Source organism: Pseudomonas sp. GW821-FHT09C08, from assembly GCF_059418125.1.
Genome location: NZ_JBWKPG010000001.1, coordinates 235,069 through 260,554, shown reverse-complemented (window position 1 = coordinate 260,554; position 25,486 = coordinate 235,069). Strand labels below are relative to the sequence as shown.

Annotated in this window: 22 protein-coding genes; 8 read left to right on the top strand and 14 right to left on the bottom strand. The window is 64.4% G+C overall.

What is annotated here, in order from left to right; genetic code table 11:
• Positions 1 to 2 precede the first annotated feature (2 nt).
• From AC07OJ_RS01130 to AC07OJ_RS01120, 3 genes are all read right to left on the bottom strand, one after another.
• The gene (locus AC07OJ_RS01130; RefSeq protein ID WP_495093704.1) at positions 3 to 1,559 is read right to left on the bottom strand and encodes an ABC transporter substrate-binding protein; all 1,557 of its coding nucleotides are present in this window, start codon (positions 1,557 to 1,559) and stop codon (positions 3 to 5) included.
• A gap of 266 nt (positions 1,560 to 1,825) precedes the next feature.
• Complete coding sequence (locus AC07OJ_RS01125) at positions 1,826 to 2,092, bottom strand: hypothetical protein (RefSeq protein ID WP_495093703.1); 267 nt, start codon at positions 2,090 to 2,092, stop codon at positions 1,826 to 1,828.
• Positions 2,093 to 2,172: 80 nt separating this feature from the next.
• Complete coding sequence (locus AC07OJ_RS01120) at positions 2,173 to 2,679, bottom strand: GNAT family N-acetyltransferase (protein ID WP_065906117.1); 507 nt, start codon at positions 2,677 to 2,679, stop codon at positions 2,173 to 2,175.
• Positions 2,680 to 2,859: 180 nt separating this feature from the next.
• On the opposite strand from AC07OJ_RS01120, the gene AC07OJ_RS01115 reads away from it, so the two are divergent.
• The gene (locus AC07OJ_RS01115) at positions 2,860 to 3,732 is read left to right on the top strand and encodes an undecaprenyl-diphosphate phosphatase (RefSeq protein ID WP_120448203.1); all 873 of its coding nucleotides are present in this window, start codon (positions 2,860 to 2,862) and stop codon (positions 3,730 to 3,732) included.
• Positions 3,733 to 3,796: 64 nt separating this feature from the next.
• Here AC07OJ_RS01115 and AC07OJ_RS01110 read toward each other — a convergent pair whose 3' ends face one another.
• From AC07OJ_RS01110 to AC07OJ_RS01090, 5 genes are read right to left on the bottom strand one after another with little or no spacing between them, the layout of a single operon-like run.
• Positions 3,797 to 4,759, bottom strand: coding sequence for a Dyp-type peroxidase (locus AC07OJ_RS01110; RefSeq protein ID WP_213552558.1), 963 nt, complete (start codon positions 4,757 to 4,759; stop codon positions 3,797 to 3,799).
• Between the two features lie 49 nt (positions 4,760 to 4,808).
• The gene (locus AC07OJ_RS01105) at positions 4,809 to 5,627 is read right to left on the bottom strand and encodes a sugar phosphate isomerase/epimerase family protein (RefSeq protein WP_495093702.1); all 819 of its coding nucleotides are present in this window, start codon (positions 5,625 to 5,627) and stop codon (positions 4,809 to 4,811) included.
• Position 5,628: 1 nt separating this feature from the next.
• Positions 5,629 to 6,828: an NAD(P)/FAD-dependent oxidoreductase gene (locus AC07OJ_RS01100; protein WP_495093701.1), complete on the bottom strand. Its 1,200-nt coding sequence runs from the start codon at positions 6,826 to 6,828 to the stop codon at positions 5,629 to 5,631.
• Complete coding sequence (locus AC07OJ_RS01095) at positions 6,825 to 7,151, bottom strand: MocE family 2Fe-2S type ferredoxin (protein WP_495093700.1); 327 nt, start codon at positions 7,149 to 7,151, stop codon at positions 6,825 to 6,827. The genes AC07OJ_RS01100 and AC07OJ_RS01095 overlap by 4 nt, the downstream gene beginning before the upstream one ends.
• 29 nt (positions 7,152 to 7,180) lie before the next feature.
• Entirely contained in the window at positions 7,181 to 8,275 is a 1,095-nt protein-coding gene (locus AC07OJ_RS01090; protein ID WP_106804393.1) for a fatty acid desaturase family protein, read from the bottom strand.
• Positions 8,276 to 8,437: 162 nt separating this feature from the next.
• On the opposite strand from AC07OJ_RS01090, the gene AC07OJ_RS01085 reads away from it, so the two are divergent.
• On the top strand, positions 8,438 to 9,487 hold the full coding sequence (locus tag AC07OJ_RS01085) for a LacI family DNA-binding transcriptional regulator (protein ID WP_495093699.1): 1,050 nt from the start codon (positions 8,438 to 8,440) through the stop codon (positions 9,485 to 9,487).
• A 314-nt stretch (positions 9,488 to 9,801) separates the two neighbouring features.
• Here the strand turns inward: AC07OJ_RS01085 and AC07OJ_RS01080 are convergent, their stop codons facing one another.
• The gene (locus AC07OJ_RS01080) at positions 9,802 to 11,766 is read right to left on the bottom strand and encodes a sigma-54 interaction domain-containing protein (RefSeq protein ID WP_495094257.1); all 1,965 of its coding nucleotides are present in this window, start codon (positions 11,764 to 11,766) and stop codon (positions 9,802 to 9,804) included.
• A gap of 184 nt (positions 11,767 to 11,950) precedes the next feature.
• On the opposite strand from AC07OJ_RS01080, the gene AC07OJ_RS01075 reads away from it, so the two are divergent.
• Genes AC07OJ_RS01075 through AC07OJ_RS01065 form a run of 3 tightly spaced genes read left to right on the top strand, consistent with a single transcriptional unit; the run spans position 11,951 to position 14,692 of the window.
• Positions 11,951 to 12,970 carry a Gfo/Idh/MocA family oxidoreductase gene (locus tag AC07OJ_RS01075; RefSeq protein WP_065905830.1) on the top strand — a complete coding sequence of 340 codons (1,020 nt, stop codon included), beginning with the start codon at positions 11,951 to 11,953 and terminating at the stop codon, positions 12,968 to 12,970.
• Positions 12,967 to 13,746, top strand: a complete 780-nt coding sequence (locus AC07OJ_RS01070) for a TIM barrel protein (RefSeq protein ID WP_495093698.1) — start codon at positions 12,967 to 12,969, stop codon at positions 13,744 to 13,746. Before AC07OJ_RS01075 ends, AC07OJ_RS01070 begins: the two co-directional genes overlap by 4 nt.
• 19 nt (positions 13,747 to 13,765) lie before the next feature.
• Positions 13,766 to 14,692, top strand: coding sequence for a sugar ABC transporter substrate-binding protein (locus AC07OJ_RS01065; RefSeq protein ID WP_315414376.1), 927 nt, complete (start codon positions 13,766 to 13,768; stop codon positions 14,690 to 14,692).
• A 605-nt stretch (positions 14,693 to 15,297) separates the two neighbouring features.
• On the opposite strand, the gene yghU is transcribed toward AC07OJ_RS01065, so the two are convergent.
• From yghU to AC07OJ_RS01045, 4 genes are read right to left on the bottom strand one after another with little or no spacing between them, the layout of a single operon-like run.
• On the bottom strand, positions 15,298 to 16,134 hold the full coding sequence (gene yghU / locus AC07OJ_RS01060; protein ID WP_106804398.1) for a glutathione-dependent disulfide-bond oxidoreductase: 837 nt from the start codon (positions 16,132 to 16,134) through the stop codon (positions 15,298 to 15,300).
• A 2-nt stretch (positions 16,135 to 16,136) separates the two neighbouring features.
• A complete protein-coding gene (locus AC07OJ_RS01055; protein WP_495093697.1) occupies positions 16,137 to 17,582 on the bottom strand; it encodes an efflux transporter outer membrane subunit in 1,446 nt (481 codons plus the stop codon).
• Positions 17,575 to 18,744 carry an efflux RND transporter periplasmic adaptor subunit gene (locus AC07OJ_RS01050; protein ID WP_106804400.1) on the bottom strand — a complete coding sequence of 390 codons (1,170 nt, stop codon included), beginning with the start codon at positions 18,742 to 18,744 and terminating at the stop codon, positions 17,575 to 17,577. The genes AC07OJ_RS01055 and AC07OJ_RS01050 overlap by 8 nt, the downstream gene beginning before the upstream one ends.
• A 1-nt stretch (position 18,745) precedes the next feature.
• A complete protein-coding gene (locus AC07OJ_RS01045) occupies positions 18,746 to 21,925 on the bottom strand; it encodes an efflux RND transporter permease subunit (RefSeq protein ID WP_282396008.1) in 3,180 nt (1,059 codons plus the stop codon).
• A gap of 275 nt (positions 21,926 to 22,200) precedes the next feature.
• On the opposite strand from AC07OJ_RS01045, the gene AC07OJ_RS01040 reads away from it, so the two are divergent.
• Positions 22,201 to 22,674, top strand: coding sequence for a MarR family winged helix-turn-helix transcriptional regulator (locus AC07OJ_RS01040; protein WP_207200648.1), 474 nt, complete (start codon positions 22,201 to 22,203; stop codon positions 22,672 to 22,674).
• A gap of 11 nt (positions 22,675 to 22,685) precedes the next feature.
• Here AC07OJ_RS01040 and AC07OJ_RS01035 read toward each other — a convergent pair whose 3' ends face one another.
• The gene (locus AC07OJ_RS01035) at positions 22,686 to 23,912 is read right to left on the bottom strand and encodes an MFS transporter (RefSeq protein WP_495093696.1); all 1,227 of its coding nucleotides are present in this window, start codon (positions 23,910 to 23,912) and stop codon (positions 22,686 to 22,688) included.
• A 64-nt stretch (positions 23,913 to 23,976) separates the two neighbouring features.
• Here AC07OJ_RS01035 and AC07OJ_RS01030 point away from each other — a divergent pair, with 64 nt between their 5' ends.
• Together AC07OJ_RS01030 and mug are read left to right on the top strand one after the other, a co-directional pair.
• Positions 23,977 to 24,975: a cupin domain-containing protein gene (locus AC07OJ_RS01030; RefSeq protein ID WP_495094256.1), complete on the top strand. Its 999-nt coding sequence runs from the start codon at positions 23,977 to 23,979 to the stop codon at positions 24,973 to 24,975.
• Complete coding sequence (mug, locus tag AC07OJ_RS01025) at positions 24,972 to 25,484, top strand: G/U mismatch-specific DNA glycosylase (protein WP_282396009.1); 513 nt, start codon at positions 24,972 to 24,974, stop codon at positions 25,482 to 25,484. Before AC07OJ_RS01030 ends, mug begins: the two co-directional genes overlap by 4 nt.
• The last annotated feature ends 2 nt before the right edge of the window (positions 25,485 to 25,486 follow it).

The following is a 25,486-nucleotide window of genomic DNA, read 5'->3' as shown; positions in this document are numbered from 1 at the left end:
CGTTAATGGGCAGCGAGGCTGACGCCCCACAACCGTGGCGACGACACCGGCCACGAATGGAAGCCCTTGACGCTGTCCCGCAGCGCTGCGGCGACCGTGCCGTTGTAGATGATCACCATCGGCGTGTCGTGGATCATCATCGTGTGCAACTGGTCGAACAGCGCCTGGCGCCTGGCCGTGTCACTCTCGCGCACCGCTTCGCGCAGCACCGCCTGCGCCTGGGGGTTGTCCCAGACCTTGCGCGGCTCCTTGCTCTTGTCGCCCATCAGTGAATCGAAGCTGGTGGCCGGGTCGAGGCGCGACGAATAAGAGAACGCCATCATCTGGTAGTTGCCGCTCTGGTAGCGCTCCAGCTGCGTGCCCCACTCCAGGGTTTCCATCTGGATATTCAGGGCGCTGGCCACCGCCATCGCCTGGCTGAGCAGGCCCATGTCGAACATCTGCGAATAGCGTTTGTTGACGATCATCTTGATCGGCTGGCCGTGGTAGCCGGCCTCGCTGAGCAGGCGCTGGGCTTCCTGCGGGTCATAGCGATAACCCTGCCTGGCGGTGGCGCTGTAGAACGGGCTGGTCTGGGGGATGGCCGAGTTGTTCGGCTCCGAGGTGCCGTTGGACAGGGCGTTGACCATTTGCCCGTAGTCCAGGGAATGGGCGATGGCCTGGCGGATGCGCACGTCCTTGAGCAGTGGGTCGTTGGTCTGGAACAGCAAGCCGCAGATCGCCATGATCGGGCTGAACGAGATCTGCACACCCGGCGTGGTTTTCAACTCCTGGGCATCGCTGGCGCTGACATTGGGCAGCAGGTCGATGTTGTTGGACATCAACGCGGCCTTGGCCGATGACGGGTCGGGGATCACCATGAAGCGTACGGCGTCGACCAATGCGGTCTTCTTGCCGGTAAAGCCATCCGGCCCGGCCTCGTCGCGCGGGCTGTAGTCCTTGAAGCGCGAGAGCACCACGTATTGGCCGGGTTTCCATTCATCGAGGCTGAACGGGCCGGTGCCGATCGGCGCCTTCCAGCTGCCGTCCGCCGCCAGCGAATCGCGGTGCAGGATGCCGCTGCCGCCGCAATCGGGGCGCGCCATGGAAGCCAGGAACAGGCCGCTGGGCTGGTCGAGGTGGAACACCACGGTCAGCGGGTCCGGCGCGTCGATGGCGGTGATTTTCGCCCCGCCACGGCCATCGAATTCGGCCAGGCAGCGCCACTGGGTTTTCGGATCGAGGTAGCGCTCCCAGGTCCACTTCACGTCGGCGGCGGTCAAGGTCGCGCCATTCTGGAAGTGCACGCCGTCGCGCAGCTTGAAGGTGTAGGTCATGCCGTCAGCGGAGCGTTGCACCTCACGGGCCAGCAACGGGCCGACGGAGGCATCTTCACGGTGGGCCACCAGGCCTTCGACGATGTGCAGCATCACCGTGTCGGTGTTTTCGTCACGGTTGACGCCCGGTTCGGTGCTGCGGATGTCGGCATTCAAGCCGACGCGCAAGGTGGTCTGGGCCTGCGCAAGGCTGGCGCCGAGTGCGAGGGTGACGCACAGCGTGCCATTGAGTAAGCGATTCACGGGAGATGTTCTCCTTCGCTGAAGAGACCGGCCTGGGGCAGGAGCCGGCTTCAAGCCTGTGTTAGGTCGTTGTTGTTATGGCCTGGCCTGAGGTCAGTGCCGCGGATGTTTTTTGTTTTTTTAAATTCGCCGGGACATATTCACAGTACAAGCCCGGCTTGTAAATGTTTTTTTGTGCATATAAAAACATTGTCGATTAAGCGGTGTTTTTCTCCAGGCAACAAAAAAGAGGCCGAAGCCTCTTTTGGGGCAAACCCGCGCCTGCCCTAGCGGCAGTGGTAAGGACTTTCGTTCTTGAGCTCTTCGCCGGTGTTGAGGTCACGGATGGTCACCGTGGCTTTCGGGAAGTTCTGGCAGAACATGTTGCGCGACGAGTAGATGGCACTGCCGTGGCTGGTGATGACCATCGGGATCGGCGCACCGGAGACGTCGACGGCCGTGACGTTGTAGTCACCCGAGAGGGTCACGCAACCGCCGAGCATCAGCAGTGCGGCAGCCGCCGCCAGGTACTTGATCGAAGCAGACATAAGCATTTCGCATCCTTGTGAAATTCAGGGCCAGGGTGGCCGACGAGGCTAGGAGCGGCTTGGCCGCCTTGAGTTCAACCCTGTGTTCAGTGCAGCGCCGCGCGGGTAATCAGGTAGCTCACCAGTTGCGGGTCATCGTCCAGCTCAAGGGTTTGCACCGGGCGTGGCAGGTTATCCAGCACCGTGCGCCAGAACGCCTGGGACACTTCGTCCTGGTCATAGAAGCGCACCAGCCAATTGGCGTGGCCACTGCACAACACCTGCGTGGCGATGGCGCGGCCAATGCCTTTGCGGCGATAGCGCTTGAGGATAAACAGGTCGGCCAGTTCCAGGGCGTCGAGGCCCGGCAACTCACTGCCTTCGATCAGCAGGAAGCCGGCGATATAGCCATCGACCAGCAGCAGGTTGGCGCTCCACTGCGGATCCTGCCAGTAACGGGTCAGGTGTTCGTCGTGGATGTAGAAGCGGCCATCGGCCTCGACGTCTTCCTGCTCCCAGTCCGACGACTCGTAGGCGTAGTACTGGTAGAGATTGCGGATCAGCTCGGCGTCTTCGGGCCCGGTCTGGATCAGTTCAACAGTGGTTTCAGGCATGGGGGTCTCGGTGAAAAAACGCAGGGCGCCATTGTTCACAAATCCTCTCGCCAGGCCAATACATTGTCTAACCTTTCTGCTTGCTGAACCGAATGCGGATTTGTCTGGCGCGGCCTAAAACTTTGAAACATTTGGAATAAACTCCGCCAGCCCTCCCCTTTTTCTCCAAGGACATGCATTTTGACAAACGTCTGTTCCGCCGGCCTGGATGTAGGCTTTGCCTCCCTGGATTACCTGCAGATATTTATCCTGGGCGTGATCCAGGGCATTACCGAGCTGCTGCCGGTGTCGTCCACCGCCCACATGCGGGTGGTGCCCGCCCTGCTCGGCTGGCAGGATCCCGGCTCGGCGTTTTCGGCGGCGATGCAGCTGGCGGCGCTGGCGGCGGTGGTCAGTTATTTCTGGCGTGATGTGCGCCAGGTGGTCACCGGCAGCATCGGTGCGGTGCGCCAGGGCGACTATGACAACCAGTGGTTCAAGCTGGCGGTGGCGATTGTGCTGGCGACCATTCCGATCGGCATTGCCGGCCTGGCCCTGTCCTCGACGTTGAACGCCTGCAACTCGCCGTTGCGCGGGCTGATGGTGATCGGCATTTCCTGCGTGGTGATGGCCGTGCTGCTGGCGGTGGCCGAAGTGCGTGCCCGGCATACCCGCGACATGAGCCAGATGCGCCTGCGCGATGCACTGATCGTCGGCATTGCGCAGATCGGCGCGCTGATCCCCGGCGTGTCGCGCTCCGGTTCGACGCTGACGGCCGCGTTGTTCCTCAACTTCAAACGCGAGGAAGCCGCGCGCTTTTCGTTCCTGCTCGGCCTGCCCGCCATCGCCCTTGCCGGCTTGAAAGAGCTGTGGGTGCTGCTGCACGCCGACATGCCCGTACACGCCTGGCCGCACCTGCTCTTTGGCCTGGTGGTGGCCAGCGTCTCGGCGTTCTTTGCGATCTGGGGCCTGATGAAGTTTTTGGAACGGTTCTCCACCTGGCCGTTTGTGATTTACCGCGCGTTGCTCGGGGTGTTCCTGATCGTCGCAGTCAGTACCGGCTTGCTGAGCTAAAACCGCTTCTGTAGTAGCCGGCTTGCCGGCGCCTACAGTTGGGATGCGTACTTCCTGGGTCGTGCTATTGCCCGATCGTTCGGTCGGCCAGCTCTTCCAGCAGGTCGGCCGAGGGCACGAAAAACAGGCCGCCGGTGACCGCCGTGCTGAAGTCCAGCAAACGGTCATAGTTGCCCACCGGGCGGCCGACGAACATGTTCTCCAGCATCAACTCCAGAGGCTCCGGCGAGCGCGCGTAGCCAATGAAGTAGGTGCCGAACTCACCGGCACCCGGGCGGCCGAAGGGCATGTTGTCACGCAGGATTTTCACTTCCTCGCCGTTCTTGTCGGTGATGACCGTCAATGCGCTGTGGGAGTTGCTCGGCTTGGTCTCCTCATCCAACTCGATATCCGAGAGTTTGGTGCGCCCGATCACCTTCTCCTGGGCTTCGACTGTCAGGCCGTTCCAGGCCGTCATGTTGTGCAGGTACTTTTGCACCAGCACATAGCTGCCGCCCTCGAATTCCGGGTCTTCGGCGCCGACGATGGTGAACCCCACGGCCTTGCGGCCTACCGGGTTTTCCGTGCCGTCGACAAACCCGATGATGCTGCGCATGTCGAAGTAGCGGAACCCCTGGACTTCATCCACCACCTTGACACTGTCGCCCAGCGCAGCCATCACGTGGGTGGCGAGTTCAAAGCACAGGTCCATCTGCTCGGCGCGGATATGCAGCAGGATATCGCCGGGCGTCGACACCGCCAGGCGCCCTTCCACACCGAACTCCCGGAACGGGTGCAGCGCCGCCGGGCGTGGTGCGCCGAACAATCGATCCCAGGCATCCGCGCCAAACCCGCAGACACAGGTCAAGTTGCCCGCCGGCACCCGCTTGCCCACCGAACGCACCAGCCCGGCGATGTCCGCGCACCAGGCGCGCACGTGGTCTTCACCGCCTGGGGTGACGGTGGCGACCATGAAGATCGCGCTGCTGGTGATCGGGTGGCAGACGGACTGCGGCTCAAGAGGCGGCTGAACGGAGGAAGTCGGCATGGGGCAAATCCAGGCTAAGGGCGAGAGTGAACCCGCGCAGATTAGCAGATCATTTCTGACACTCCTGCCACACATCGCGAATCAACGCCTTGAGCTTCAGCGCCTCGGCCCAGCGATCACTGATCTCGCGACCGTCGGCGCCGGTGATCGCATAGGGCGGCGGGCCGAGTTCGCAGGTGAAAGACAGGCTCTGCGGGGTGTCGGGACGCGCCAGCCAGTCCTCGATGCCGTAGCGCCACCAGCCGGTAAACCGCTCGACCCACGCTTGATGCTGGGGAAGTTCGAGCGAGACCTGCACCTGCTCGCTGCTCGCCACGCGGCCATGGAAGCCCCAGCTGTGACGCAGGATCGTGCGTATCTGTTGATCATCCTCGACGGCCCCGGGCTCGGGCAACTCGCGGCCGACCACGTAGTGCGACAGGTCCGCCAGCAGCTTCAGGTCGGGCATCTGCGCCAGCAGGTCGAGGGTGAACAACAGGTCATTGGTGAGGCGATAACGGTGGGTTTCCAGCAGCACCGGAAAGTCCACCTGCTCGGCGAGGCGCTGCCAGCCTTCGACCAGCCTGGCGGCCTCGGCCTGGCTGCGCGGCCGCACATCGGCTTGCAGGGTCAGGTGATGGCAGCCATGACGGCTGATGACATCCAGCGCCGCCGCCAGATCATCCACCGTCTGCGGGAACAACTGACCTTCGATCTGCAAGCCGCTGGCGCTGGCGGCGGCGTGCAGGCGTGCGACATCCGCGGCTTTCCAGTAGTGGTCGGTGACGCCATCGAAGCCGGCGGCGGCGATGCGCTCCAGCTGTGCTTCCAGGGGACCGGGCTCGGTTTGCATGGCCCAAAGCGATTGAAATACCAGAAATTGGCGCATATCAGCCTCGCAGCAATTGTTTAAGCGACAGGTCGGGGTCGGCCAGGCTGGTCGGGTTGAGCGGGATGCGTGCACTGATCAGCCGTTCGCAGAGCTTGATGTCCTTGGCCACGCTGTTGCCTGGCGCCCAGCCGCAGGCGCCTTGCAGGTGGTGCTCGGCATCCAGGTAGAACAGCAGCAGGCCGCCCGTGGGCAAGGGTCGGCTGACGGTCAGCGCGGTGCTCACGCCGACCGTCTGCAAGCCCCAGTCGTACTGGTCGGACCAGAAACCGGGAAGCGACTCGAACGCCAGCTCGCGTCCCAGCAGGTTCAGCGCGGCGTGCCGGCCCTGGGCCTCGGCATTGCGCCAGGTTTCCTGGCGCTGATACTGGCCGTCCAGACGAAACTCGCAGACATCGCCGGCCGCGTAGACATTCGGCGCGCTGGTGCGCAAGTGTGCGTCGACACGAATGCCCTGCCCGACGTCCAAGCCCGCCGCTGCAGCCAATTCGATATTGGGCTGCATGCCGATACCGACCACCACCAGGTCGCAGGGCAACCGTTGCCCATCGACCAGCACTACCGCGTCAGCGTCGATGGACTCCAGAGCCACATTCAAGCGCACCTCCACGCCGTGAAGGCGGTGCACGTCCAGCAAGGCTTCAGAGATGACCGGCGGCAGCACGCGCCCGGCCAGGCGTGGACCTGCCTCCAGCAAGGTGACGTGGCACCCGAGGCTGCGCGCCGTTGCCGCCACTTCGAGGCCGATAAAGCCACCTCCGACCACCACCAGCCGAGCGCCAGGGCGCAACGCGGCTTTCAAGGCCAGCGCTTCATCGTGGGTGCGCAGGTACAACACATTCGCCTGGGCGTGGGGCAGGCGGCGTGCCCTGCCCCCGATGGCCAGCAGCAACCCGGCATAGGCCAGCCACTGGCCGTCGGCCAATTGCAGGCGCTGCTGCGCGGGGTCCAATTGGCGCACCGGGTTGCCGGCGATGTGTTCAATGTCCAACTCGGCCAGCCGCGCCTCGTCGCACAGGCTGCACCCCGCCAGATCGATGCTGCCCTGCAACAAGCCCTTGGACAGCGGCGGCCGCTCGTAGGGCAAATGCGCTTCATCGCCGATCAGGATCAGGCGCCCGCTGTAGCCTTCTTCGCGCAGGGTCAGCGCCGCACGGCCACCGGCATGGCCGGCGCCGACGATGATCAGGGCGTCGTTCATCCTGCGGCCGTGACGGCGAGCAACACCCGCCCCGCTTCGACCCGCACCGGATAAGTCTTGAGATTGACGCAGACCGGCGCGCCGAGGGCCTTGCCGGAGCGGTAATCGAAACGCCCGTTGTGCTTGGGGCACTCGATCACGTGGTCCATCACCAGGCCATCGGCGAGGTGGATTTTTTCGTGGGTGCACAGGCCGGCGGTGGCGAAAAATTCATTCTCGGCCGAGCGATACACCGCATAGGTATGTGACCCGTGGTCGAAGCGCATCACGTCTTCTTCGTCTATTTCGCCCACGGCGCAGACGTCGATCCATTGATCGTTCATGGCGATTATCTCTTGTTTTTTAAAGGGGCTCAGCCTGCAGTGGCTTCTGCATGCACGGCGGTCGTGGCGGCGGGCTCGGTGCGCTGGCCAATCGGGCGTTGCACGAAGTACGTGGGATCGCTGCGCTGCTTCCAGATCGTCGGCAGGATCTCTTTGTACGCCTCGAGGATATTCGCGTACGGCGGCGGGCAGTCGCCGCGAATCTCTTCATGCAGCTGCGCCAGGGCGTGGTACGGCACCATTGGGTACATGTGGTGCTCGAGGTGGTAGTTCATGTCCATGTAGATAAAGCGCAGCACCCGGTTCATGTAGATGGTGCGGCAGTTGCTGCGGTGGTCCAGCACATCTTCGGCCAGGCCCACGTGCTGGGTGAGGCCGAACAGGTAGCCAAGCCAGGCCCCATAGAGGCTCGGCAGGCCCACCAGCATCAGCGGCAGCCAGCTGTGCAGGTACAGCGCAGTGCCAATGACCAGCGCATAAATGCCGACCCAGATACGCGCGGCGCGAAACACCTTGGGCCACTCGGATTCGGGGATGAAGTCCTGCTCCTGCGCACTCATCTGGCCGATGGCATGGCGGGCCACGCCACTGAAGGTTTTCCAGGCCAGCGGCAGGTTGAACAGGCTGAGAAACATCATCCACAGGCTGGGCGGGCGCGGCTCGACGATCTCCGGGTCGCGGCCGACAACGATGGTGTCGGTGTGATGCCGGGCATGGCTCCAGCGCCACACATGGGGTTCGAAGATGCACATGAAGCTCGCCACCTGGTACAGCGCGTCGTTCATCCAGCGAGTCTTGAACGCGGTACCGTGGCCGGTTTCATGCCAGCGCGGGTTGGACGCCGTGCCGTAGAGCACGCCGTAGGCCATGAAGAACGGTACGCAGGCCCATGAGCCCCAGAACCAGTAGCCGCCAAAGCCGGTGACCAGCAGCGCCGAGATCCAGAGAGCAGTGTCGAGCAAGGCCGGGCCGTCGCGGCGCTGCATCAATTCTTTCATGCGTTTACGCGAAATCGGCGATTGGTACCAACTGGCCGAGACCAGGCCTTTTTCCGCCGCGCGGGCAGCCTCAGGGCCGGTCAGGCTGTAGTCACGACGGGTGGGGTGAGCGGTGTGTCCAGGCATTGTTATTGTTCTCCGCAAGCGTGGGTGTTCAGGTGCCTTGCGAAAGAAACCATAGAGCCTGGGTAAATCACCCTCAAGGCCTTGAATCCATTCCCTATCAAGCTATCATCCAGGCCCAGCGGGGCTTGATAGTTTTCTATCAAGACGCTCAAGGGGCCTGTCATGAACAACAATAAACGCCCGACCATCGCCACCGTGGCCGCCCAGGCGGGCCTCAGTGTGGCCACCGTCGACCGGGTCCTGAACGCGCGCGCGCCGGTCAATCCGGACACTGCCGAACAGGTGTTCCAGGCCGCCGAAGCCGTGGGCTATTTCGCCGCGCGACTGATCGGCCAACGCATTCGCGAACGCCGTCCCACCTACCGCTTCGGCATCCTGCTGCTGGGCACCGCCCAGGCGTTCTACGCCAACCTCGCGCACTCGATCAGCGACGCCGCGCAGCACCACGCCACGGCCAACCTGACCTGTCAGTTCGACTACATCAACGACCGCACACCCAGCGCCATCGTCGCGCAGATCGAGCAACTCGCCGTGCAATGCGATGCGCTCGCGGTGGTCAGCTTTGCCCATCCGCTGATCAACGCCTGCCTGGCACAAATCCGCGCAGCCGGCGTGCCGGTGGTCGCGTTGCTTTCGGATATCCATGAACACGGCGTCGAGCCCTATGTCGGCCAGGACAATCACGTGGTCGGACGCACCATGGGCTGGCTGCTCGCCCGCACCTGCGGCGCGCGCAAAGGCAGCGTCGGGATCCTGTTGGGTGGCCACCGTTTCCTCGGTCACCAGGCGCGGGTCGAAGGCCTGCACAGCTACCTCGCCGAACACGCGCCGGGTCTCAAGCCGCTTGAGCCGCTGATCAACCTCGACAACTGCGACATCACCGAAGAAGCCACCCTCGACCTGCTCACCCGCCACACCGACCTGCGCGGCCTGTGCGTGGTCGGCGGTGGCGGCGACGGCGTGATCAACGCCCTGGCGCAAATGCCCAAGCGCCCGACGCTGTGCAGCATCCTGCAGGAGTCCACCGCGCTGTCCCGCCAGGCACTGAGCCAGGGCCTGATCGATGTGGTGATGGACTCACAGCCCCGGCAGACAGCGCACGCACTGGTGCAGTTGCTGGTGCAATTGCAAAGTGGCGAAGGGTTTGATCCGCTGCGGCATCGGGTGCATATAGCGCCGCAGATCGTGACGTCGGAGAACATGGGGGCTTGAGGGCTGGTGCTTGCGGGACGCAGAGCGTCCGTGGAGGCATTCCCACGCAGAGCGCGGGAACGATCGGTGGGTAGCGTTTTTTCATGGTTTGCAAAGGGCCAGCAAGGCCATCTGGGACAATCCTCGCCGCTGCTGGAATCGGTGGCCCATGTGCGGTCCGTCACTGCTCATCAGTGATCGGGCTTAGCAGCCTGACGTCAATAGGCACAAGGTTCACATCTGCGTTCAGGGTGGCGCTGTGTTCGGAGCATCTTAGGGTGCGCTGCCCCGCAGTTCAGCCAAAGACCGCGCCATCGATCCTTACCTGCCCACGCCTACAGGGCGCTGCGAAAATCTGTGGCACTCAGGCCAAACCGGCTCATCTTGTTGTACAGCCCACCCCGCGACACGTTCAGTTGCCGCGCGGCCAGGCGGATGTTGCCGCGGGTGGTGGTGAGTGCGGCGACGATGGCGTGCATTTCGTGGCTGCTCAGGTCCTGGGCGGGCTGGGGTTCGTAGTGGCGCAGCGTGGCGCGCGGTCTGGTTTCCAGGGGTAGATCGGCCGCCTGGATCAGTTCGCCCGTCGCCAGGTTGGTGGCGCGCTCGACGCTGTTTTCCAGCTCACGCACATTGCCCGGCCAGGCGTAGGCCGAGAGCATTTCCAGCGCTTCCGGGGAAAAGCCCTGCACCGTTTTACGCAGCGAACGCGCACAGCGCGCAAGAAAGTGTCGCGCCAGCAGCGGGATATCTTCACGGCGCATGCGCAGGGGCGGCACGGTCAGGTTCAGCACATTGAGACGGTAGTAGAGGTCTTCACGGAATGCACCCTCGGCCACCGCCTGGCTGAGGTTGCGGTGGGTGGCGGCGATGATGCGCACGTCCACCTGCCGCGAGTTCTTTGCACCGACGCGGGTGATTTCGCCCTCCTGCAACACTCGCAACAGGCTGACCTGGGCGTCGAAGGACATGTCGCCGATTTCGTCGAGAAAAATCGTGCCGCCATCCGCCAATTCGAACTTGCCCGCCGAGCCGCCACGGGCCGAGCCGGTGAAGGCCCCTTCGACGTGGCCAAACAGTTCGCTTTGCACCAGGTCCCGTGGGATCGCGCCGCAATTGACCGCCACAAACGGGCCATTGGCGCGGTCGCTGGCATTGTGGATGGCCTGGGCGAACAGCTCCTTGCCGGTGCCGCTTTCGCCGAGGATCAGCGTGGTGGACTCACTGCGACTGGCGATGCGGCCCAGGTGCAGCGCGTCCTGAATGGCCCGCGAGGTACCCTGGATGGTGTCGAAGGTGTAGCTCGCCTGGGTGCCGACGATGCGCCGGGTAATCTCGCGGATGCGCCGGTTTTCACGCAGGGACACGATCACTCCGCCCTGCTCCAGCGGGCACACCGACACCAGGCACGCGAGCTGGCTGCGGTTGTGCAGGTGAAAGGTGCAGTCGAGATCGCGAACCGCCTCACCCAGCGCGTCGCTCAATTCACTGCGGCCCAGGCGCTGGAACGGCTGGCCAAGCAGTTCCAGCCCCACGCCGAACAACTGCCGGGCATAACGGTTGAGGGCCTTGATACAGCCGCGTTCATCCAGCACCACCAAGCCTTCGTTGAGCACTTCGAGCACCGTTTGCTGTTCTTCCAACAACCCTTGCAGGGCCATTTGCCGCGACACTGCCTCGGCCGCCGCCTGCACCGTGCCCAGGGTATGAAAGTGAAACCAGCCGGGTTCGGCGGTCAGGGTCAGCATGGCCAGCGTCTGGCCCTGGGCGTTTTTGATCGGCGCCGCGGCGCAGTGCATGCGGCGCTGGCGCAGGCCGCTGGCGAAGTTTTCCTCGGCCAGCACGTACACCAGGTGGTCCTCGGCCAGCGCCAGGCCGGTGCAGTTGGTGCCCTGGACCGACTCGAGCAGGCGACTGCCAACGGGGGTGATATCCAGCCCACAGAAATACAGGGTGATGCCATCGGCATCGGTGAGATTGATATGGCCGCGCGGGTTGTAGGCCAGCAGCCCATGCATGACTTGCGCTGCTGCGGCGATCAGCACGCGATGGCTGGCCAGGGTGGCGGCAAGCGTATCGGCGCTGGCAAAGCGGTAGGCGTTGTCTGCCGGGTCGATCCCGGCCTCGACGCTGCGCCGCCATGAATCCCAAATCACCTGGCGGACCGCCGCCGGGCGTTCGACCTGGCCACTCCGGCAAGCCTGCCACGCGTGCTCCAGCGCGGCCACCGGGCCGTCATTGAGCGCCGCCGGGCCCAGGGCCGTGAGGTAGTCGAGGTCTTGCACGCTGAACGCCATGCTCATCGGATTATCCATGTGTAGATTTTTGACATGTCAGTATAGACATGTCATTTAAATGAACACATTTTGTTTATTTATATTAATTAATCCTTACATATCAATGACTTGTGAATTGGCACAGGCTTTGCTCCTGCCTCTATGCCTGCCAGGAACGTCCTGGGGCCAACAATAAAAAAGGGGTCACTTCATGAGTACACAGAACATCCGCCTGGGTTTGATCGGTGCCGGTCGCATGGGCAGCTTTCACGGCCTTACCGCCGCCCGGCATATCCCCGGCGCCTGCCTGGCCGCCATTGCCGACCCGACCCCAGGCCAAGCCGCACGGCTGGCAGCGGAACTGGGCGTGGAGAAGGTCTACACCGACCCGCAGCAGTTGCTCGACGACCCGGACATTGACGGCGTGCTCATCGCCGCCCCGGCCCGCAGCCATGCCGAACTGGTGATCCGCGCCGCGCGCGCCGGCAAGGGCATCTTCTGTGAAAAACCCATGGCCATCACCCTCGATGAAGCCGACCGCGCCATCGCCGCCGCTGCCGATGCGCGGGTGCCGCTACAAGTCGGGTTCAACCGACGATTCGCCAAGAGCTTTCGCACCGCGCACCTCGACGTGGCGGCCGGCCGTATCGGCACGCCGCAGCTGTTGCGCTCCCTGACCCGCGACCCGGCGCTGAACAACCCGGCCAACTCGCCGCAGTGGGTGATCTTCCTGGAAACCCTGATCCACGACTTCGACACCCTGCGCTACCTCAACCCCGGTGCAGAAGCGCTGCAGGTGTATGTGATGGCCGACGCGCTGATCGCCCCGGAATACAAAAGCAAAGGGTTCCTCGACACCGCCGTGGTTGCGATCCGCTTTGACAACGGTGCGATTGCCACCGCCGAAGCCAACTTCCAGGCGGTGTATGGCTACGACGTGCGCGGCGAAGTGTTCGGCAGCGCGGGCATGCTGAGCATGGGCAGCCTCAACGAGTCGGACCTGGTGCGCTACCTCGCCGAGGGCATCCAGGCCGACACGCAGCGCATGGACACTGACCTGTTGCGCGACGCCTACATCGCCGAGCTCAACCATTTTGTCGACTGCCTGCGCACCGGCGCCCAGCCCCTGGCCAGCGGCGAAGACGCGCGCGCAGCCCTGGCAATTGCCCGCGCCTGCATCGAGTCGTTTGAAACCGGCAAGGCCGTGGCCGTGCAGGGAGCCCGCCGATGATCCCGTTCAAACTGGCGATCAGCGCGGAGATGGTGTTTCTCGACCTGCCGTTTGTCGAACGCGTACAGCGCATTCATGCACTGGGTTTCAGCGCCGAAATCTGGAGCTGGACCGACAAGGATATCGCCGCACTGGCGTCCACCGGCGCCGACTTCACCTCCATGACCGGCTATATCAGCGGCACCCTCACCGACCCCGACGGCATCCGGTCATTGCTCGACAGCGCACGCGAGTCCCTGGGCGTGGCCGCGCAGCTGAACTGCCCGAGCCTCAACCTGCACGGTACCGGACTGGGTGAAGGCGGCCTGCCGGTGCGACCCGTCAACCAGACCACCGGGCGCATGTGGCTGAGCGCGTGCAAGACCCTGGAAAAAATCGCACGCCTGGGCGAAGACGCCGGTCGTGTGTTCCTGCTGGAAAACCTCAACACCGAGGTCGACCACCCCGGTGTGCCGTTCGCCCGCGCCGACGAGACCCTGGCGCTGATCGAAGCCGTGGGCAGCCCGCACTTGAAGATGAACCTGGACCTGTACCACGCGCAGATCGGCGAAGGCAACCTGATCGAACTGATCCAGCGTGCCGGCAGCGCTATCGGTGAAATCCAGGTAGCCGACGTGCCCGGGCGCCAGGAGCCGGGCACCGGCGAGATCCACTACCCGGCCATCGCCAGGGCCTTGCACGCCATGGGTTACACCGGCGTGGTCGGCCTCGAAGGCTGGGCCAGCGGCGACAGCGAGCTGGCCCTGGAGCGGTTCCGTCAAGCGTTCACCCTATAACAATAAAAGGAACATTCTCATGCATCGCTATTCATTGATCATTGCCGCATTTCTCCTGCTGTTCAGCCAATGGAGCTTCGCCGCGTACCGCATCGGCGTGAGCATCGCGCGGGTCGACGACAACTTCATGACCTACGTGCGCACCGGCCTGGAAGCCGCCGCCAAACAACAGGACGTGCAGATCCAGTTCGAGGACGCCCAGGGTGATGTAGTGCGCCAACTCAACCAGGTCGAAGGCTTCCTCAACCAGAAAGTCGATGCGGTGATCGTGCTGCCGGTCGACACCTCGGCCACCGCCAACATGACCCGCGCCGCCGTCGCCAGCAAAATCCCGCTGGTGTACGTCAACCGTCACCCGGACGAACGCACGCTGCCCAAGGGCGTGGTCACCGTGGCCTCCAACGATATCGAGGCCGGGCAACTGCAGATGCGCTACCTGGCGGAAAAACTCGGTGGCAAGGGCAATGTGGCGATCATCATGGGCGACCTCGCGCAGAACGCTACCCATGACCGCACCGAAGGCGTCAAGCAGGTACTCAAGGACTTTCCCGGTATCAACATCGTCGAGCAGCAGAGCGCCGAATGGCAACGCAGCAAAGGCATGGACCTGACCAGCAACTGGCTGCTGGCGGGCACGCCGTTCGACGCGATCGTGGCGAACAACGATGAAATGGCGATCGGCGCCGCCATGGCATTGCAGCAGGCGGGCAAGGCCAAGGGCGAGATTGCGATCGTCGGCATCGACGGCCTGCCCGATGGCTTGGCCGCGATCAAGCGCGGGTTGCTCACTGCCTCGGTGTTCCAGGACCCCAAGGCCCAGGCCACCCAAGCGGTGCAATCGGCGATCCGGATGATCAAGGGTGAACCGATTGAATCGGAAGTGTGGGTGCCGTTCGAATTGATCAAGCCCGAGCAGGTAGCGGTGTTCGAACAGCGCTACAAATAGGCGGGTACATGAAGATCCACATGCGGAGGCGGTGGGTCAGCTGCATCATGGTTGACTGACCCACCGCCTTCGCGGGCAAGCCCGCTCCCACAATGGAACTGTGTGAGGCAAAGGAATTAGGCCAGCCCTCCACAAACTGTGGGAGGTGAGCCAGGCACAGGAATCAGGCCTGCCCCTTCACAAACTGTGGGAACTGAGCCAGGCACAGAATTCAGTCCAGCCACAAATCAGTGTGGGAGCTGGCCAGGCACAGGAATCAGGTCAGCCCCTCCACAAACTGTGGGAACTGAGCCAGGCACAGAATTCAGTCCAGCCACAAATCAGTGTGGGAGCTGGCTTGCCTGCGAAGGCGGTGGGTCAGCTGCATCATGGTTGACTGACCCACCGCTTTCGCGGGCAAGCCCGCTCCCACAGTGGAACTGTGCCAGCCACAGGAATCAGGTCAGCCCTTCCACAAACTGTGGGAGCTGAGCCAGGCACAGAATTCAGTCCAGCCACAAATCAGTGTGGGAGCTGAGCTAGACACAGAAATCAGGCCAGCCCTCCACAAACTGTGGAACCTGAGTCAGGCACAGGATTGAGGCCGGCCACACGCTCACCGGCTGTCAGTCCAGATCACTCGCAGCGTGCCGCTCTGCCAGCTGCTCTTCCGGCGCCCCGGACACTCGGTTCACCCGCCGCCCGCGCTGCACGGCAGGTCGCGCTTCGATCGCCTCGGCCCAGCGCAGCACGTGCTTGTACTCGTGCACCGACAAGAACTCCGCCGATTCCCCATACAAGCGGCCTTTGACCAACCCGCCATACCAGGGCCAGATCGCAATGTCGGCGATGGTGTATTCATCCCCGGCAATGTACTCGCTCACCGCCAGGCGCTGGTCCAGCACATCCAGCTGCCGCTTGGTTTCCATGGCAAAGCGGTTGATCGCGTATTCCATCTTGCTCGGCGCATAGGCATAGAAATGCCCGAAACCACCGCCCAGGTACGGCGCGCTGCCCATCTGCCAGAACAGCCACGAAAGGCACTCGGCACGCGCGGCGGGCTCTGTCGGGAAGAATGCCCCGAACTTCTCCGCCAGGTACTGCAGGATCGCGCCGGACTCGAACACGCGGATCGGCTGCGCACCGCTGTGATCCATCAAGGCCGGAATCTTCGAATTCGGGTTGACCGCGACAAAGCCGCTGCCGAACTGGTCGCCGTCGCCGATCTTGATCAGCCAGGCGTCGTATTCCGCGCCGGTGTGCCCCAGGGCCAGCAGCTCTTCCAGCAGGATGGTGACCTTCTGCCCGTTGGGCGTGGCCAGGGAGTACAGCTGCAGCGGGTGCTTGCCCACCGGCAAGACCTTTTCGTGCGTCGCGCCGGCGATGGGCCGGTTGATACTGGCGAAGGTGCCGCCACTTTCGGTGTCCCAGGTCCAGACCTTCGGGGGTACGTAGTCGGTCATGCTTACTTCTCCTTGGTTTCAGTACTGTTCGATGTCGCCAGTTGGGCCACGTTCCATCCGCCGCCCAGGGCCTTGATCAGGCCCACATTAGCGCTCAATTGCTGGGTTTGCAGTTGCAATACGCTGCGCTTGGCGTCCAGCGCCGCCACCTGGGCGGTCACCACGTCCAGATAGGCCACCGCGCCCTGGCGGTAACGCGAGGTAGACAGGTCCTCGGCGTATTGCGCCGCAGCGGCAGCATCACGTTGATCCTCCAGGGCCGCGCCCAGGCCGGCGAGCTGCGACAGGTTGTCTTCGACCTGCTCGAACGCCGCCAACACCACGCCGCGGTATTTGGCCGCCGCTTCATCGGTGGCAGCCTTGGCGATGTCCACCTGGGCCTGGCGCGCGCCGCCGTCGAACAGCGTGCCCACCAGCGACGGGCCAATCGCCCAGAACAGGTTCGGCGCACTCAGCAGGCGGGCAAACTCATCACTTTGATAACCGCCCTGCGCGCTCAGGGTGATCTGCGGAAACCACGCTGCCTTGGCCACGCCGATACGCGCATTGGCGGCCGCGATCCGGCGCTCGGCAGCGGCGATATCCGGGCGCCGTTGCAACAGGCTGGACGGCACGCCGGTCGGCACCGTCGGAAAGGCTATCGGCGCGACATTCACCGCCACGCTATAGGTCGACGCCGACTCGCCGAGCATCGCCGCGATCGAATGCTCGAGCAGCGCGCGCTGCACCTGGCTCTGGCTCAACTGTGACTTGACCGTCGACAGCTGCGTGCGCGCCCGCGCCACATCCAGCCCGGAGACGATGCCGCCGCCGTGCAGGCCTTCGGTCAGGCTCAAGGCCTTGGCGTAGGCGTCGCGGCTCTGCGCCAGCAGTTGGTTCTGCCAGTCGATGCCGCGCAGGCGCAGGTAACTGTCGGCGAGTTGCGCCTGCAGGCTCAGGCGCACCGAGGCGAGGTCGGCCTTGGCCGCTTCGGAATCGCTGGTGCCGGCGGCGACGGTGTCGCGCACGCGGCCCCACAAGTCGACTTCATAGTCGACCTCCACGCCCAGGGTCGCGGAGTTGTAGATATCCGGCGAGGTCGCCGAGCGCAGCGGCTTGGTGTCCGACTGGCGAATGCGCTGGCCGTTGCCAATCGCCGACACCGTCGGGAACAGCCCCGAGCGCGCCTGGGCCACATAGCCCTGGGCTTGCTGATAGTGCGCCAGCGCCGCGCTGAGATCCGGGTTATTGCGCAGCAACTGTTGCTCCATCGTCTCCAGCTGCGGGTCGTTGTAGAGGCGCCACCAGCCGTCACGGTTGGCCTGGTCGTCGGGGCTGGCGACGGTCCATGGGCCTTGGGTGCGGAACTGCGCCGCCACCGGCGTGGGCGGCACCTTGAGTGGTGGTGCGAGGGAACAGGCGCCCAGGCCCAGGCAGGCGGCCAGGGCCAGCAACGTAGGCTTAGCCATGGGGTTTGACCTCGACAGGCGCGGCGGCCAATTGCACCGCATCATCATCGGCAAGGCCATCCGGCGGCGTGTCGATCACGCGGTCGGCGGCTTGCAGGCCACTGGCGATTTCCACGCTGTCGCCAAAGTCGCGGGCGATGCTCACGGTCTTGAAACGCACGTGGTCCTGCGCATCCAGGGTCGCGACGCGCATGCCCTTGTCATCGAACACCAACGCGCTGGACGGCACGCGCACCACGTCGGCCTGCACCGGCAGGTCGAACTGCACGCTGGTGTAGCCGCCGGGCAAGAGCCGTCCACCGGGGTTGTCGACCAGCAGCTGCACGAGGGTGCTGCCGGACGCCGCGTTCACCGCATCGGCGGTGGCGATCACCTTGCCGGTGAAGGTTTCGCCACGGTATTCCGGCACGCTCAAGCGCGCAGTGGTGCCTTCGCGGATCTGCGGCGAGAAGGTCTGCGGCACTTGCACGTAGACGCGCAGGCGGCTGACATCGGCCACCGCGAACAGCTCCTTGCCGGCCGTGCCGCCGGCGCTGATCAACGCGCCGACATCCGTGCTGCGCGCGGTGACCACCCCGGCAAAGGGTGCCACCAGGCGCTGGAAGCCCTTGGTCGCGACCAATTGGTCGACGTTCGCCTTGGCCGCCGCCACCTTGGCCTGCTTGGCGGTCAGGTCACCGGTGCGCTCATCGACGTCCTGGCGCGACACCGAATCGGTCGACAGCATGGCCTGCCAGCGCTTGGCGGTGGTCTGGGCCAGGTTCGCATCGGCCTGGGCCGACGCCAGCGTGGCGCGGGCCTGCAGCAACTGCTGGTCGAGTTCGGGGGTGTCGATTTCAGCGAGCACCTGCCCGGCCTTGACGCGAGTACCGATGTCGACGTTCCAGGATTTCAGGTAGCCATTGACCCGCGCAAAGATCGACGCGCGCGAATACGCCTCCATGCGCCCCGGCAGATTGAGCACCGGGCCCTGGGCGATGACCACCGGTTTGATCAGGGTCACGCTGGGCAAGGCCTGGGCGTCGGTCCAGGTCTTGAGGTCTCGCGACTCACTGGCGCGCACGCCGATGCCGACGCCAACGATAAGCACCACGACCACCCCGCCCACGATCAGCCACAGCAGGCCACGGGAAGACTTTGGTTTGGAAAGAGCAACGGACATGTCAAACCCCTTGGGTAACGGTGGTCGCAACCCGGGCGTGCTGGCGACGCCCGTGGACCAGACTGAAAATCAGCGGAACCAGAATCAACGTGGCGACGGTGGCAAACGCCAGGCCACCGATCACCGCACGGCCCAGCGGCGCGTTCTGCTCGCCGCCCTCGCCCAGGCCCAGGGCCATCGGCGCCATGCCGATGATCATCGAGATGGCGGTCATCAACACCGGGCGCAGACGGGTGAAGCCGGCCTCCAAGGCGGCCTGTACCGCATCGCCGTGCACCGCCAGGCGTTCACGGCAGAAGCTCACCACCAGGATGGCGTTGGCAGTGGCCACGCCCATGCACATGATCGCCCCCGTCAGCGCCGGCACCGACAGCGGCGTGTGCGTCACGAACAGCATCCACACGATGCCCGCCAGCGCCGCCGGCAACGCGGTGATGATCACAAACGGATCGGCCCAGGACTGGAAGTTGACCACGATCAGCAGGTAGATCAGCACCACCGCGCCGAGCAGCCCGAACAGCAAGCCGCTGAATGCCGCGTTCATGGTCTGCACCTGGCCCTGCAGGATCACTTTGGAGCCGGTCGGCACCTCACCGGCGTGGGCTGCAATGATCTTCTGGATATCCGCCGCGACGCCCCCCAGGTCACGGTCCTGGATCGCCGTGAGCACCTCGACCACCGGCTGGATATCCGACTGGGTGAACACCGAGTTGCCGTGGCTGCGCTGGATGTTCGCCAGGCCGCCAAGGGTCTGGTCGGTGGCCGCGCCGGCGCTGCCGCTCAACGGCAGGTTGTGCAGTGCTGCCAGGGTGTCGAGGCTGTATTGCGGGGTCTGCATGACGATCGGATAGGAAATCCCGTTGGCCGGGTTCAACCAGAATGTCGGCGCCACCTGGCTGGAACCGGCGAGGTTGACCACCAGGCTGTTGGTCACATCGCGCTCGGTCAGCCCGACCAACTGCGCGCGGGTGCGGTCGACGTCGATATTGAAAGTCGGCAATTGCCGCGACTGCTGAATGCGCGCATCCACTACACCGGGCACCCGGCGAATATCGCGCAGCAAGGCGCTCGCATAGGTGAAGTTGCCCGCAAGGTTATTGCCGGTGATCTGCAGGTCGATAGGCGCCGACGAGCCGAAGTTGAGGATCTGCCCGACGATGTCCGAGGCCGGGAACGAGAAAACCGCGCTGGGGAATTCCCGTGGCAGGGTTTCGCGCAGTTCGCGCATGTATTCGGCGGTCGGGCGGTGGTCTTCGTTGAGGCTGATCTGGATATCGCTGTCCTGGGAACCCACGGTGCCGGTGTTGTTGTACACCACGTTGATGCCGCTGATGGACAGGCCGATATTGTCGACCAGGGCCTTGAGTTCGGAGGCGGGAATCTTGCGCCGGATCGCGTTTTCGATATCGGCGATCAGGCGCGCATTGCTTTCCACCCGCGTGCCGACCGGCGCCCGCACATGCAGCAGGATCAGCCCGGAATCGACCTCGGGGAAGAAGTTGCGCCCAAGGAACGGCACCAGCGCGAACGACACCGCGACAAACGCCAGCAGGCCGATCACCACCGTGCGGCGATGGTGCAAGGCGGTGTCGAGGACACCGTGGTAACGCTCGCGAAACGCTTCGAAACGCCGTTCGAAACCGCGCTGGAAATTCACCAGCGGATTGCGTGACGGCGCAGGCCCGGCTTCGCCATGCACATGCGGCTTGAGCAGGTAGTTGGCGAGGGTCGGCACCAGGGTTCGCGACAGGATGAACGAGGCAATCATGGCGAAGATCACCGCTTCGGCCATCGGCACAAACAGGAAGCGCGCCACGCCGTCGAGGAAGAACATCGGCACGAACACGATGCAGATACACAACAGCGACACGAACGCCGGGGTGACGATCTGCGCGGCGCCGTCGAGAATCGCGGTCTCCACCGGCTTGCCCTGCTCCAGGTGCCAGTTGATGTTCTCGATGGTCACCGTGGCGTCGTCCACCAGGATCCCCACCGCCAGCGCCAGGCCACCCAGGGTCATGATATTCAGGGTTTCGCCGAGGGCCGAGAGCGTGGCGATCGAGGCCAGGATCGCCAGCGGAATCGAGGTGGCGATGATCACCGTCGAGCGCCAGCTGCCGAGAAACAGCAGGATCATCAGGCTGGTCAACGCCGCCGCAATCAGGCCTTCACGCGCCACGCCGCTGATGGCCGAGCGCACGAACAGCGACTGGTCGCCGATCAGGTCGATATTCAGGTTGGGCGGCAAGGCGGCCTTGTTGTCGGCGAGTTTTTCCTTGATCCCGGCGACCACGCCCAGGGTCGACGCCGAACCGGTCTTGAGCACCGGCAGCAGCACCGAGCGGTTGCCGTTGACGTGCACGATGTTGGTTTGCGGCGGGTTGCCGTCGCGCACGGTGGCCACGTCGCGGATCAACACCGTGGTGCCGTCGGCGGTCTTGATCGGCAGGTTTTCCAGGTCATGGAAATCCGACGGGGCGTTATTCAGTTGCAGGTTGAACTCGTAGCTGCCGATCTTCTGCGTGCCCACCGGGGTGATCAGGTTCTGCGTGGCCAGCGCCGTGGCGACATCCTGCGCGGACAGGCCACGGGCTTGCATGCGCGCCGAATCGAGGTCGATCTGCACCTGGCGACTCTTGCCGCCGAACGGGTATGGCAAGGCTGCACCGGGCACGCTGGTGAGCATCAGGCGCACCTGGTTGAGGCCGATATCCCCGAGGCGCTGCTCGCTCAGGCCGGGGCCCGACAGCGCCAGTTGCACGATGGGCACGGTAGAAGCGCTGTAGTTGAGCACCAGCGGCGGTACGGTACTCGGCGGCAGTTGGCGCAGGATCGCCTGGGACACCGACGTCACCTGGGCGTTGGCGGTGCTGATGTTGACGCCCGGCTGGAAGAAGATCTTGACGATCCCGTAGCCGTTCATCGACTGCGCCTCGATATGGCGGATGTCGTTCACGGTGGTGGTCAGCACCCGCTCGAACGGCGAGGTGATGCGCCCCGCCATCTGGTCGGGCGGCAGACCGGTGTACTGCCAGATCACCGCGATCACCGGGATGCGGATCTCCGGGAAGATATCCGTGGGCGTGCGCCAGGCCGCGAGCGGGCCGATGATCAGGATGAAAATAGCCAATACCAGGAAGGTATAGGGGCGCCGCAATGCGATGCGCACGAGGCTCAGCATAGAAGGTGATCCGGACAGGGGGTTGGATGAGCCAGCAGGCGTTGCCATGCCGTTTTCCCGCCTCGCCCCATGTGGATCCTGGGGAGTTTGCAGCGACATCCAGGTCACAAAGAGGCATACGCCACAATATCGAATTTAGTGGCGTACGCAACTAATTTGTTTCAAGCTGTCTCAGTATTCATCTAAAGGGCATCTCCGGTCTGAAAGGCCTTGTCCTGAGAGGTCTGGCAGGCATAATCGCCAGCGTCGAGTTTTGTATCAGAGAGTATCCGCCCTTGAAATCCGCCAAGCCTTGCACAGACAACCCCAGCGCCTGCGTAAACGGTGCCGTGCGCCGCACCTCGCGGCGCCTGGGCCAGATCTATGACGAGGCCTACGCGCCCTGCGGGTTGAAAGCCACCCAGTACGCGGTGCTCAACCATATCGCGAAGGCCGGCACGCCGAAGATGGGCGAGCTGGCGCAAACCCTGGTGATGGACCTCTCGGCACTCGGCCACACACTCAAGCCGCTGGTACGCGATGGGCTGGTGGAGTTGCGCGTGGACGAACTCGACCGCCGCACGCGGCGCGTGCTGCTGACCGAGCAAGGCGTGCAGACCCATGCGGCCGCCAAGCGCATTTCGAACAAAATGGCCGAGCGCTTTGACCTCGCCTTCGGCCGTGAAGCCGCGGCACAGCTGCGCCAGACCCTGGACCTGATTGCCTCTGATGCGTTTGCCCAAGCCTTGCTGGCCCAGGCAGACGACTGACGACCCTCGGCCTAGACGTGCAGCGCCACACCTGCGGCGCCGGCGTCCCCCGGTACCTGTACCCGCAGCGCGATCAACCCGGCCGCCACCACCATCAGCACGCCGCCGGCGATAAACACCCCGTTGATCCCGCTGAGACTGAACATCACCCCTCCCCCTGCCGCCCCGGCGGCAATCGCCGATTGCACCGATGCCACCACCATGCCGCCGGCACTCTCGGCCTGATCCGGCACGGCGCGGGCCACCCAGTTCGACCACGCGACCGGCACGCCACCAAACGCCATGCCCCACAGCGCCAGCAGCAGCGCCTGCCCCGGCAGTGACGCCGGCAGCAGCACCAGCGCCAGCGCGGCCACGCCCACCAGCAAGGGCATCAGCACCAGGGTGGTACGGGGATGGCGCACCAGCAGCCAACCGGCCAGTAACGTGCCGGCAAAGTTCGCCACACCGAACCCGAGCAGCATCAGCGCCAGCCCTTCGCTGCCAACCCCGGTAGTGCTTTCCAGGAACGGCCGGATATAGGTGAAGAGCGCAAAATGTGCGGTGTGTACCAGCACGCAGCCGAACATGCCGATGGCGATACCCGGACGCAGCAGCACCTCCAGCACGGTGCGCAGGCGCGCAGTGCCAGTCGGCGCCAGGCGCGGCAACGTCAACAGTTGGAAGGCCAGCGTCACTCCCCCCACCGCCGCTGCGGCGAGAAACGCACTGCGCCACCCGTAGAGACCGCCGAGGTAGCTGCCCAGCGGCACGGCAACCACGGTGCCCAGCGCAATGCCACTGAATATGATCGACAGCGCACGCGCCAACAGCGCCGCCGGCACCAGCCGCATGGCGACGGCCGCCGCCATGCTCCAGAAACCTCCGAGGGCGATGCCGAGCAGCACGCGCATCACCAGCAGCACCCACAGGCTGGACGAGCACGCCACCAGCAGGTTGGACGCGATCATCAGCGTGGAAAACCCCAGCAGCACCAAACGTCGGTCGATGCCACGGGTCAGGCCTGGCACCAGCAGGCCGGCGAACAACGCCACCACCGCCGTCACCGTCACTGCCTGCCCGGCCAGCGCTTCGGACACGCCAAGGTCCAGCGCCATCGGCGTCAGCAGGCTGGCGGGCAGGTATTCGGCGGTCAACAGGCCGAACACCCCCATCGCCAGGGAAAACACCGCCATCCACGCCGGGGTGGCCGGTTCGGCCCTGCTGTCGACAGGGGCATGGGACACACATTCGTTCATCACAGACATCCTCAGGCTATTAGCGTGGCGGCCAGTCTAGGTGTGGCCCTCAGGATGATCTATGATGCAAACCCTTGAGTTTTTGATCGAAACCCCGAACATGACCGCCCAGAACGCTTTTGACATGTCCTCCGAGCTGATCAATGAACTGCTGCGCAGCATGCGCCTGAGCGGCGTGCAGTACCGGCGCATCCAAGCCGGGCCGGTGTTCGGGGTGAGCTTTGCGGCCAAGCCCGGGCATGCGTATTTCCACTTTCTGGCCGCCGGATGCGCCACCTTGCGCCTGGAAGACGGCAGCCTCTACGAGCTGTCGGCGGGCAATGCCGTGTTTATCGCCCACGGTGGCGCGCACGCGCTGGTCTCCAGCCCGCAGGCTTGCGTGCAGGACATCACCGACTTCGACGCCGCACCGCTGGGTGATAGCGTCTGCGCGGTGAATGCCTCGCCCGAGACGCCCTCCTGCACCCTGCTGTTTAGCGCCTGCATGGCGTTCGAACTCGACAGCCTGCAAGGCCTCGGCAGCCTGATGCCGGCCTTGATGCTGATCGACGCCGGCGGCCAGCGTTACCCTGGCCTGATGCCGATCCTCGCGGTGATGGAGCGCGAAGTCTCCAGCGCGCGTATCGGTTACGCGGGAATCCTCGCGCGCCTGGCCGATGTGGTAGCGGCAATGATCGTGCGCGGCTGGGTCGAATGTGCCTGCGGCAATGCCTCGGGGCTGGTGGCTGCGTTGCGTGACCCGCGCCTGGCTGGCGCCCTGCTCGCCCTGCACCAGCAACCGGGGCGCGACTGGAGCGTGGCCGAGTTGGCGGCGCATTGTCATACCTCGCGCTCGGTGTTTGCCGATCGGTTCCAGGCCACCCTCGGCATCCCGCCGCTGCGCTACGTGACCGAGTTGCGCATGCGCCTGGCGGCCCAATGGTTGACCCTGGAGCGCTTGCCCATCGAAGCCGTCGCGTTGCGGCTCGGCTACACCTCCCAGGCGGCGTTCAGCCGCGCCTATAAACGCATCACCGGGCAACCGCCCGGCGCCAGCCGCCAAGGCTTGCGGAGCCCGGCATGAACGAGCGGCTCGAAGACATCCTCGCCGACCACCTGGACGTGGTGTTCTGCGGCATCAACCCCGGCAAAGGCTCCGCCGCCCTCGGCCTGCACTTTGCCAACCGCAGCAACCGCTTCTGGCGCACCTTGCACCTGGCCGGTTTCACCCCGCATGAAATCCGCCCCGAAGACGGCCCCACGCTGCTGCACTACCGCTGCGGCCTGACCACCGTGGTCGAGCGCCCCACCGCCAGCGCAGGCGAGCTGGCCCGGCATGAATTCACCGATGCGGCGACGGCCTTCGAAGAAAAAATCCGCCGGTATGCACCACGTGTCGTCGCCTTCCTCGGCAAGGCCGGCTACAGCGCCTTGTCCGCTCAGCGCGAAATTGCCTGGGGGTTGCAGCCGCAGTTGCTGGGCGGAGCGTCGGTGTGGGTGTTGCCCAACCCGAGTGGGCGCAACCTGGCGTTCAGCCTGGAGCAGTTGGTGCAGGCGTATCAGCAATTGCGCAGGGCAAGCGATTGCCCTTAATC

Excerpts from the sequence above, each read along its gene's own strand:
- yghU (WP_106804398.1), bottom strand. The coding sequence starts at position 16,134 with ATGACCGACTACGTACCCCCGAAGGTCTGGACCTGGGACACCGAAAGT.
- AC07OJ_RS01095 (WP_495093700.1), bottom strand. The coding sequence starts at position 7,151 with ATGAACGATCAATGGATCGACGTCTGCGCCGTGGGCGAAATAGACGAA.
- AC07OJ_RS01120 (WP_065906117.1), bottom strand. The coding sequence starts at position 2,679 with ATGCCTGAAACCACTGTTGAACTGATCCAGACCGGGCCCGAAGACGCC.
- AC07OJ_RS01080 (WP_495094257.1), bottom strand. The coding sequence starts at position 11,766 with ATGAGCATGGCGTTCAGCGTGCAAGACCTCGACTACCTCACGGCCCTG.
- AC07OJ_RS01105 (WP_495093702.1), bottom strand. The coding sequence starts at position 5,627 with ATGCGCCAATTTCTGGTATTTCAATCGCTTTGGGCCATGCAAACCGAG.
- AC07OJ_RS01070 (WP_495093698.1), top strand. The coding sequence starts at position 12,967 with ATGATCCCGTTCAAACTGGCGATCAGCGCGGAGATGGTGTTTCTCGAC.
- AC07OJ_RS01090 (WP_106804393.1), bottom strand. The coding sequence starts at position 8,275 with ATGCCTGGACACACCGCTCACCCCACCCGTCGTGACTACAGCCTGACC.
- AC07OJ_RS01050 (WP_106804400.1), bottom strand. The coding sequence starts at position 18,744 with ATGTCCGTTGCTCTTTCCAAACCAAAGTCTTCCCGTGGCCTGCTGTGG.
- AC07OJ_RS01065 (WP_315414376.1), top strand. The coding sequence starts at position 13,766 with ATGCATCGCTATTCATTGATCATTGCCGCATTTCTCCTGCTGTTCAGC.
- AC07OJ_RS01075 (WP_065905830.1), top strand. The coding sequence starts at position 11,951 with ATGAGTACACAGAACATCCGCCTGGGTTTGATCGGTGCCGGTCGCATG.
- mug (WP_282396009.1), top strand. The coding sequence starts at position 24,972 with ATGAACGAGCGGCTCGAAGACATCCTCGCCGACCACCTGGACGTGGTG.
- AC07OJ_RS01030 (WP_495094256.1), top strand. The coding sequence starts at position 23,977 with ATGCAAACCCTTGAGTTTTTGATCGAAACCCCGAACATGACCGCCCAG.
- AC07OJ_RS01100 (WP_495093701.1), bottom strand. The coding sequence starts at position 6,828 with ATGAACGACGCCCTGATCATCGTCGGCGCCGGCCATGCCGGTGGCCGT.
- AC07OJ_RS01035 (WP_495093696.1), bottom strand. The coding sequence starts at position 23,912 with ATGAACGAATGTGTGTCCCATGCCCCTGTCGACAGCAGGGCCGAACCG.
- AC07OJ_RS01110 (WP_213552558.1), bottom strand. The coding sequence starts at position 4,759 with ATGCCGACTTCCTCCGTTCAGCCGCCTCTTGAGCCGCAGTCCGTCTGC.
- AC07OJ_RS01125 (WP_495093703.1), bottom strand. The coding sequence starts at position 2,092 with ATGCTTATGTCTGCTTCGATCAAGTACCTGGCGGCGGCTGCCGCACTG.
- AC07OJ_RS01085 (WP_495093699.1), top strand. The coding sequence starts at position 8,438 with ATGAACAACAATAAACGCCCGACCATCGCCACCGTGGCCGCCCAGGCG.
- AC07OJ_RS01055 (WP_495093697.1), bottom strand. The coding sequence starts at position 17,582 with ATGGCTAAGCCTACGTTGCTGGCCCTGGCCGCCTGCCTGGGCCTGGGC.
- AC07OJ_RS01045 (WP_282396008.1), bottom strand. The coding sequence starts at position 21,925 with ATGCTGAGCCTCGTGCGCATCGCATTGCGGCGCCCCTATACCTTCCTG.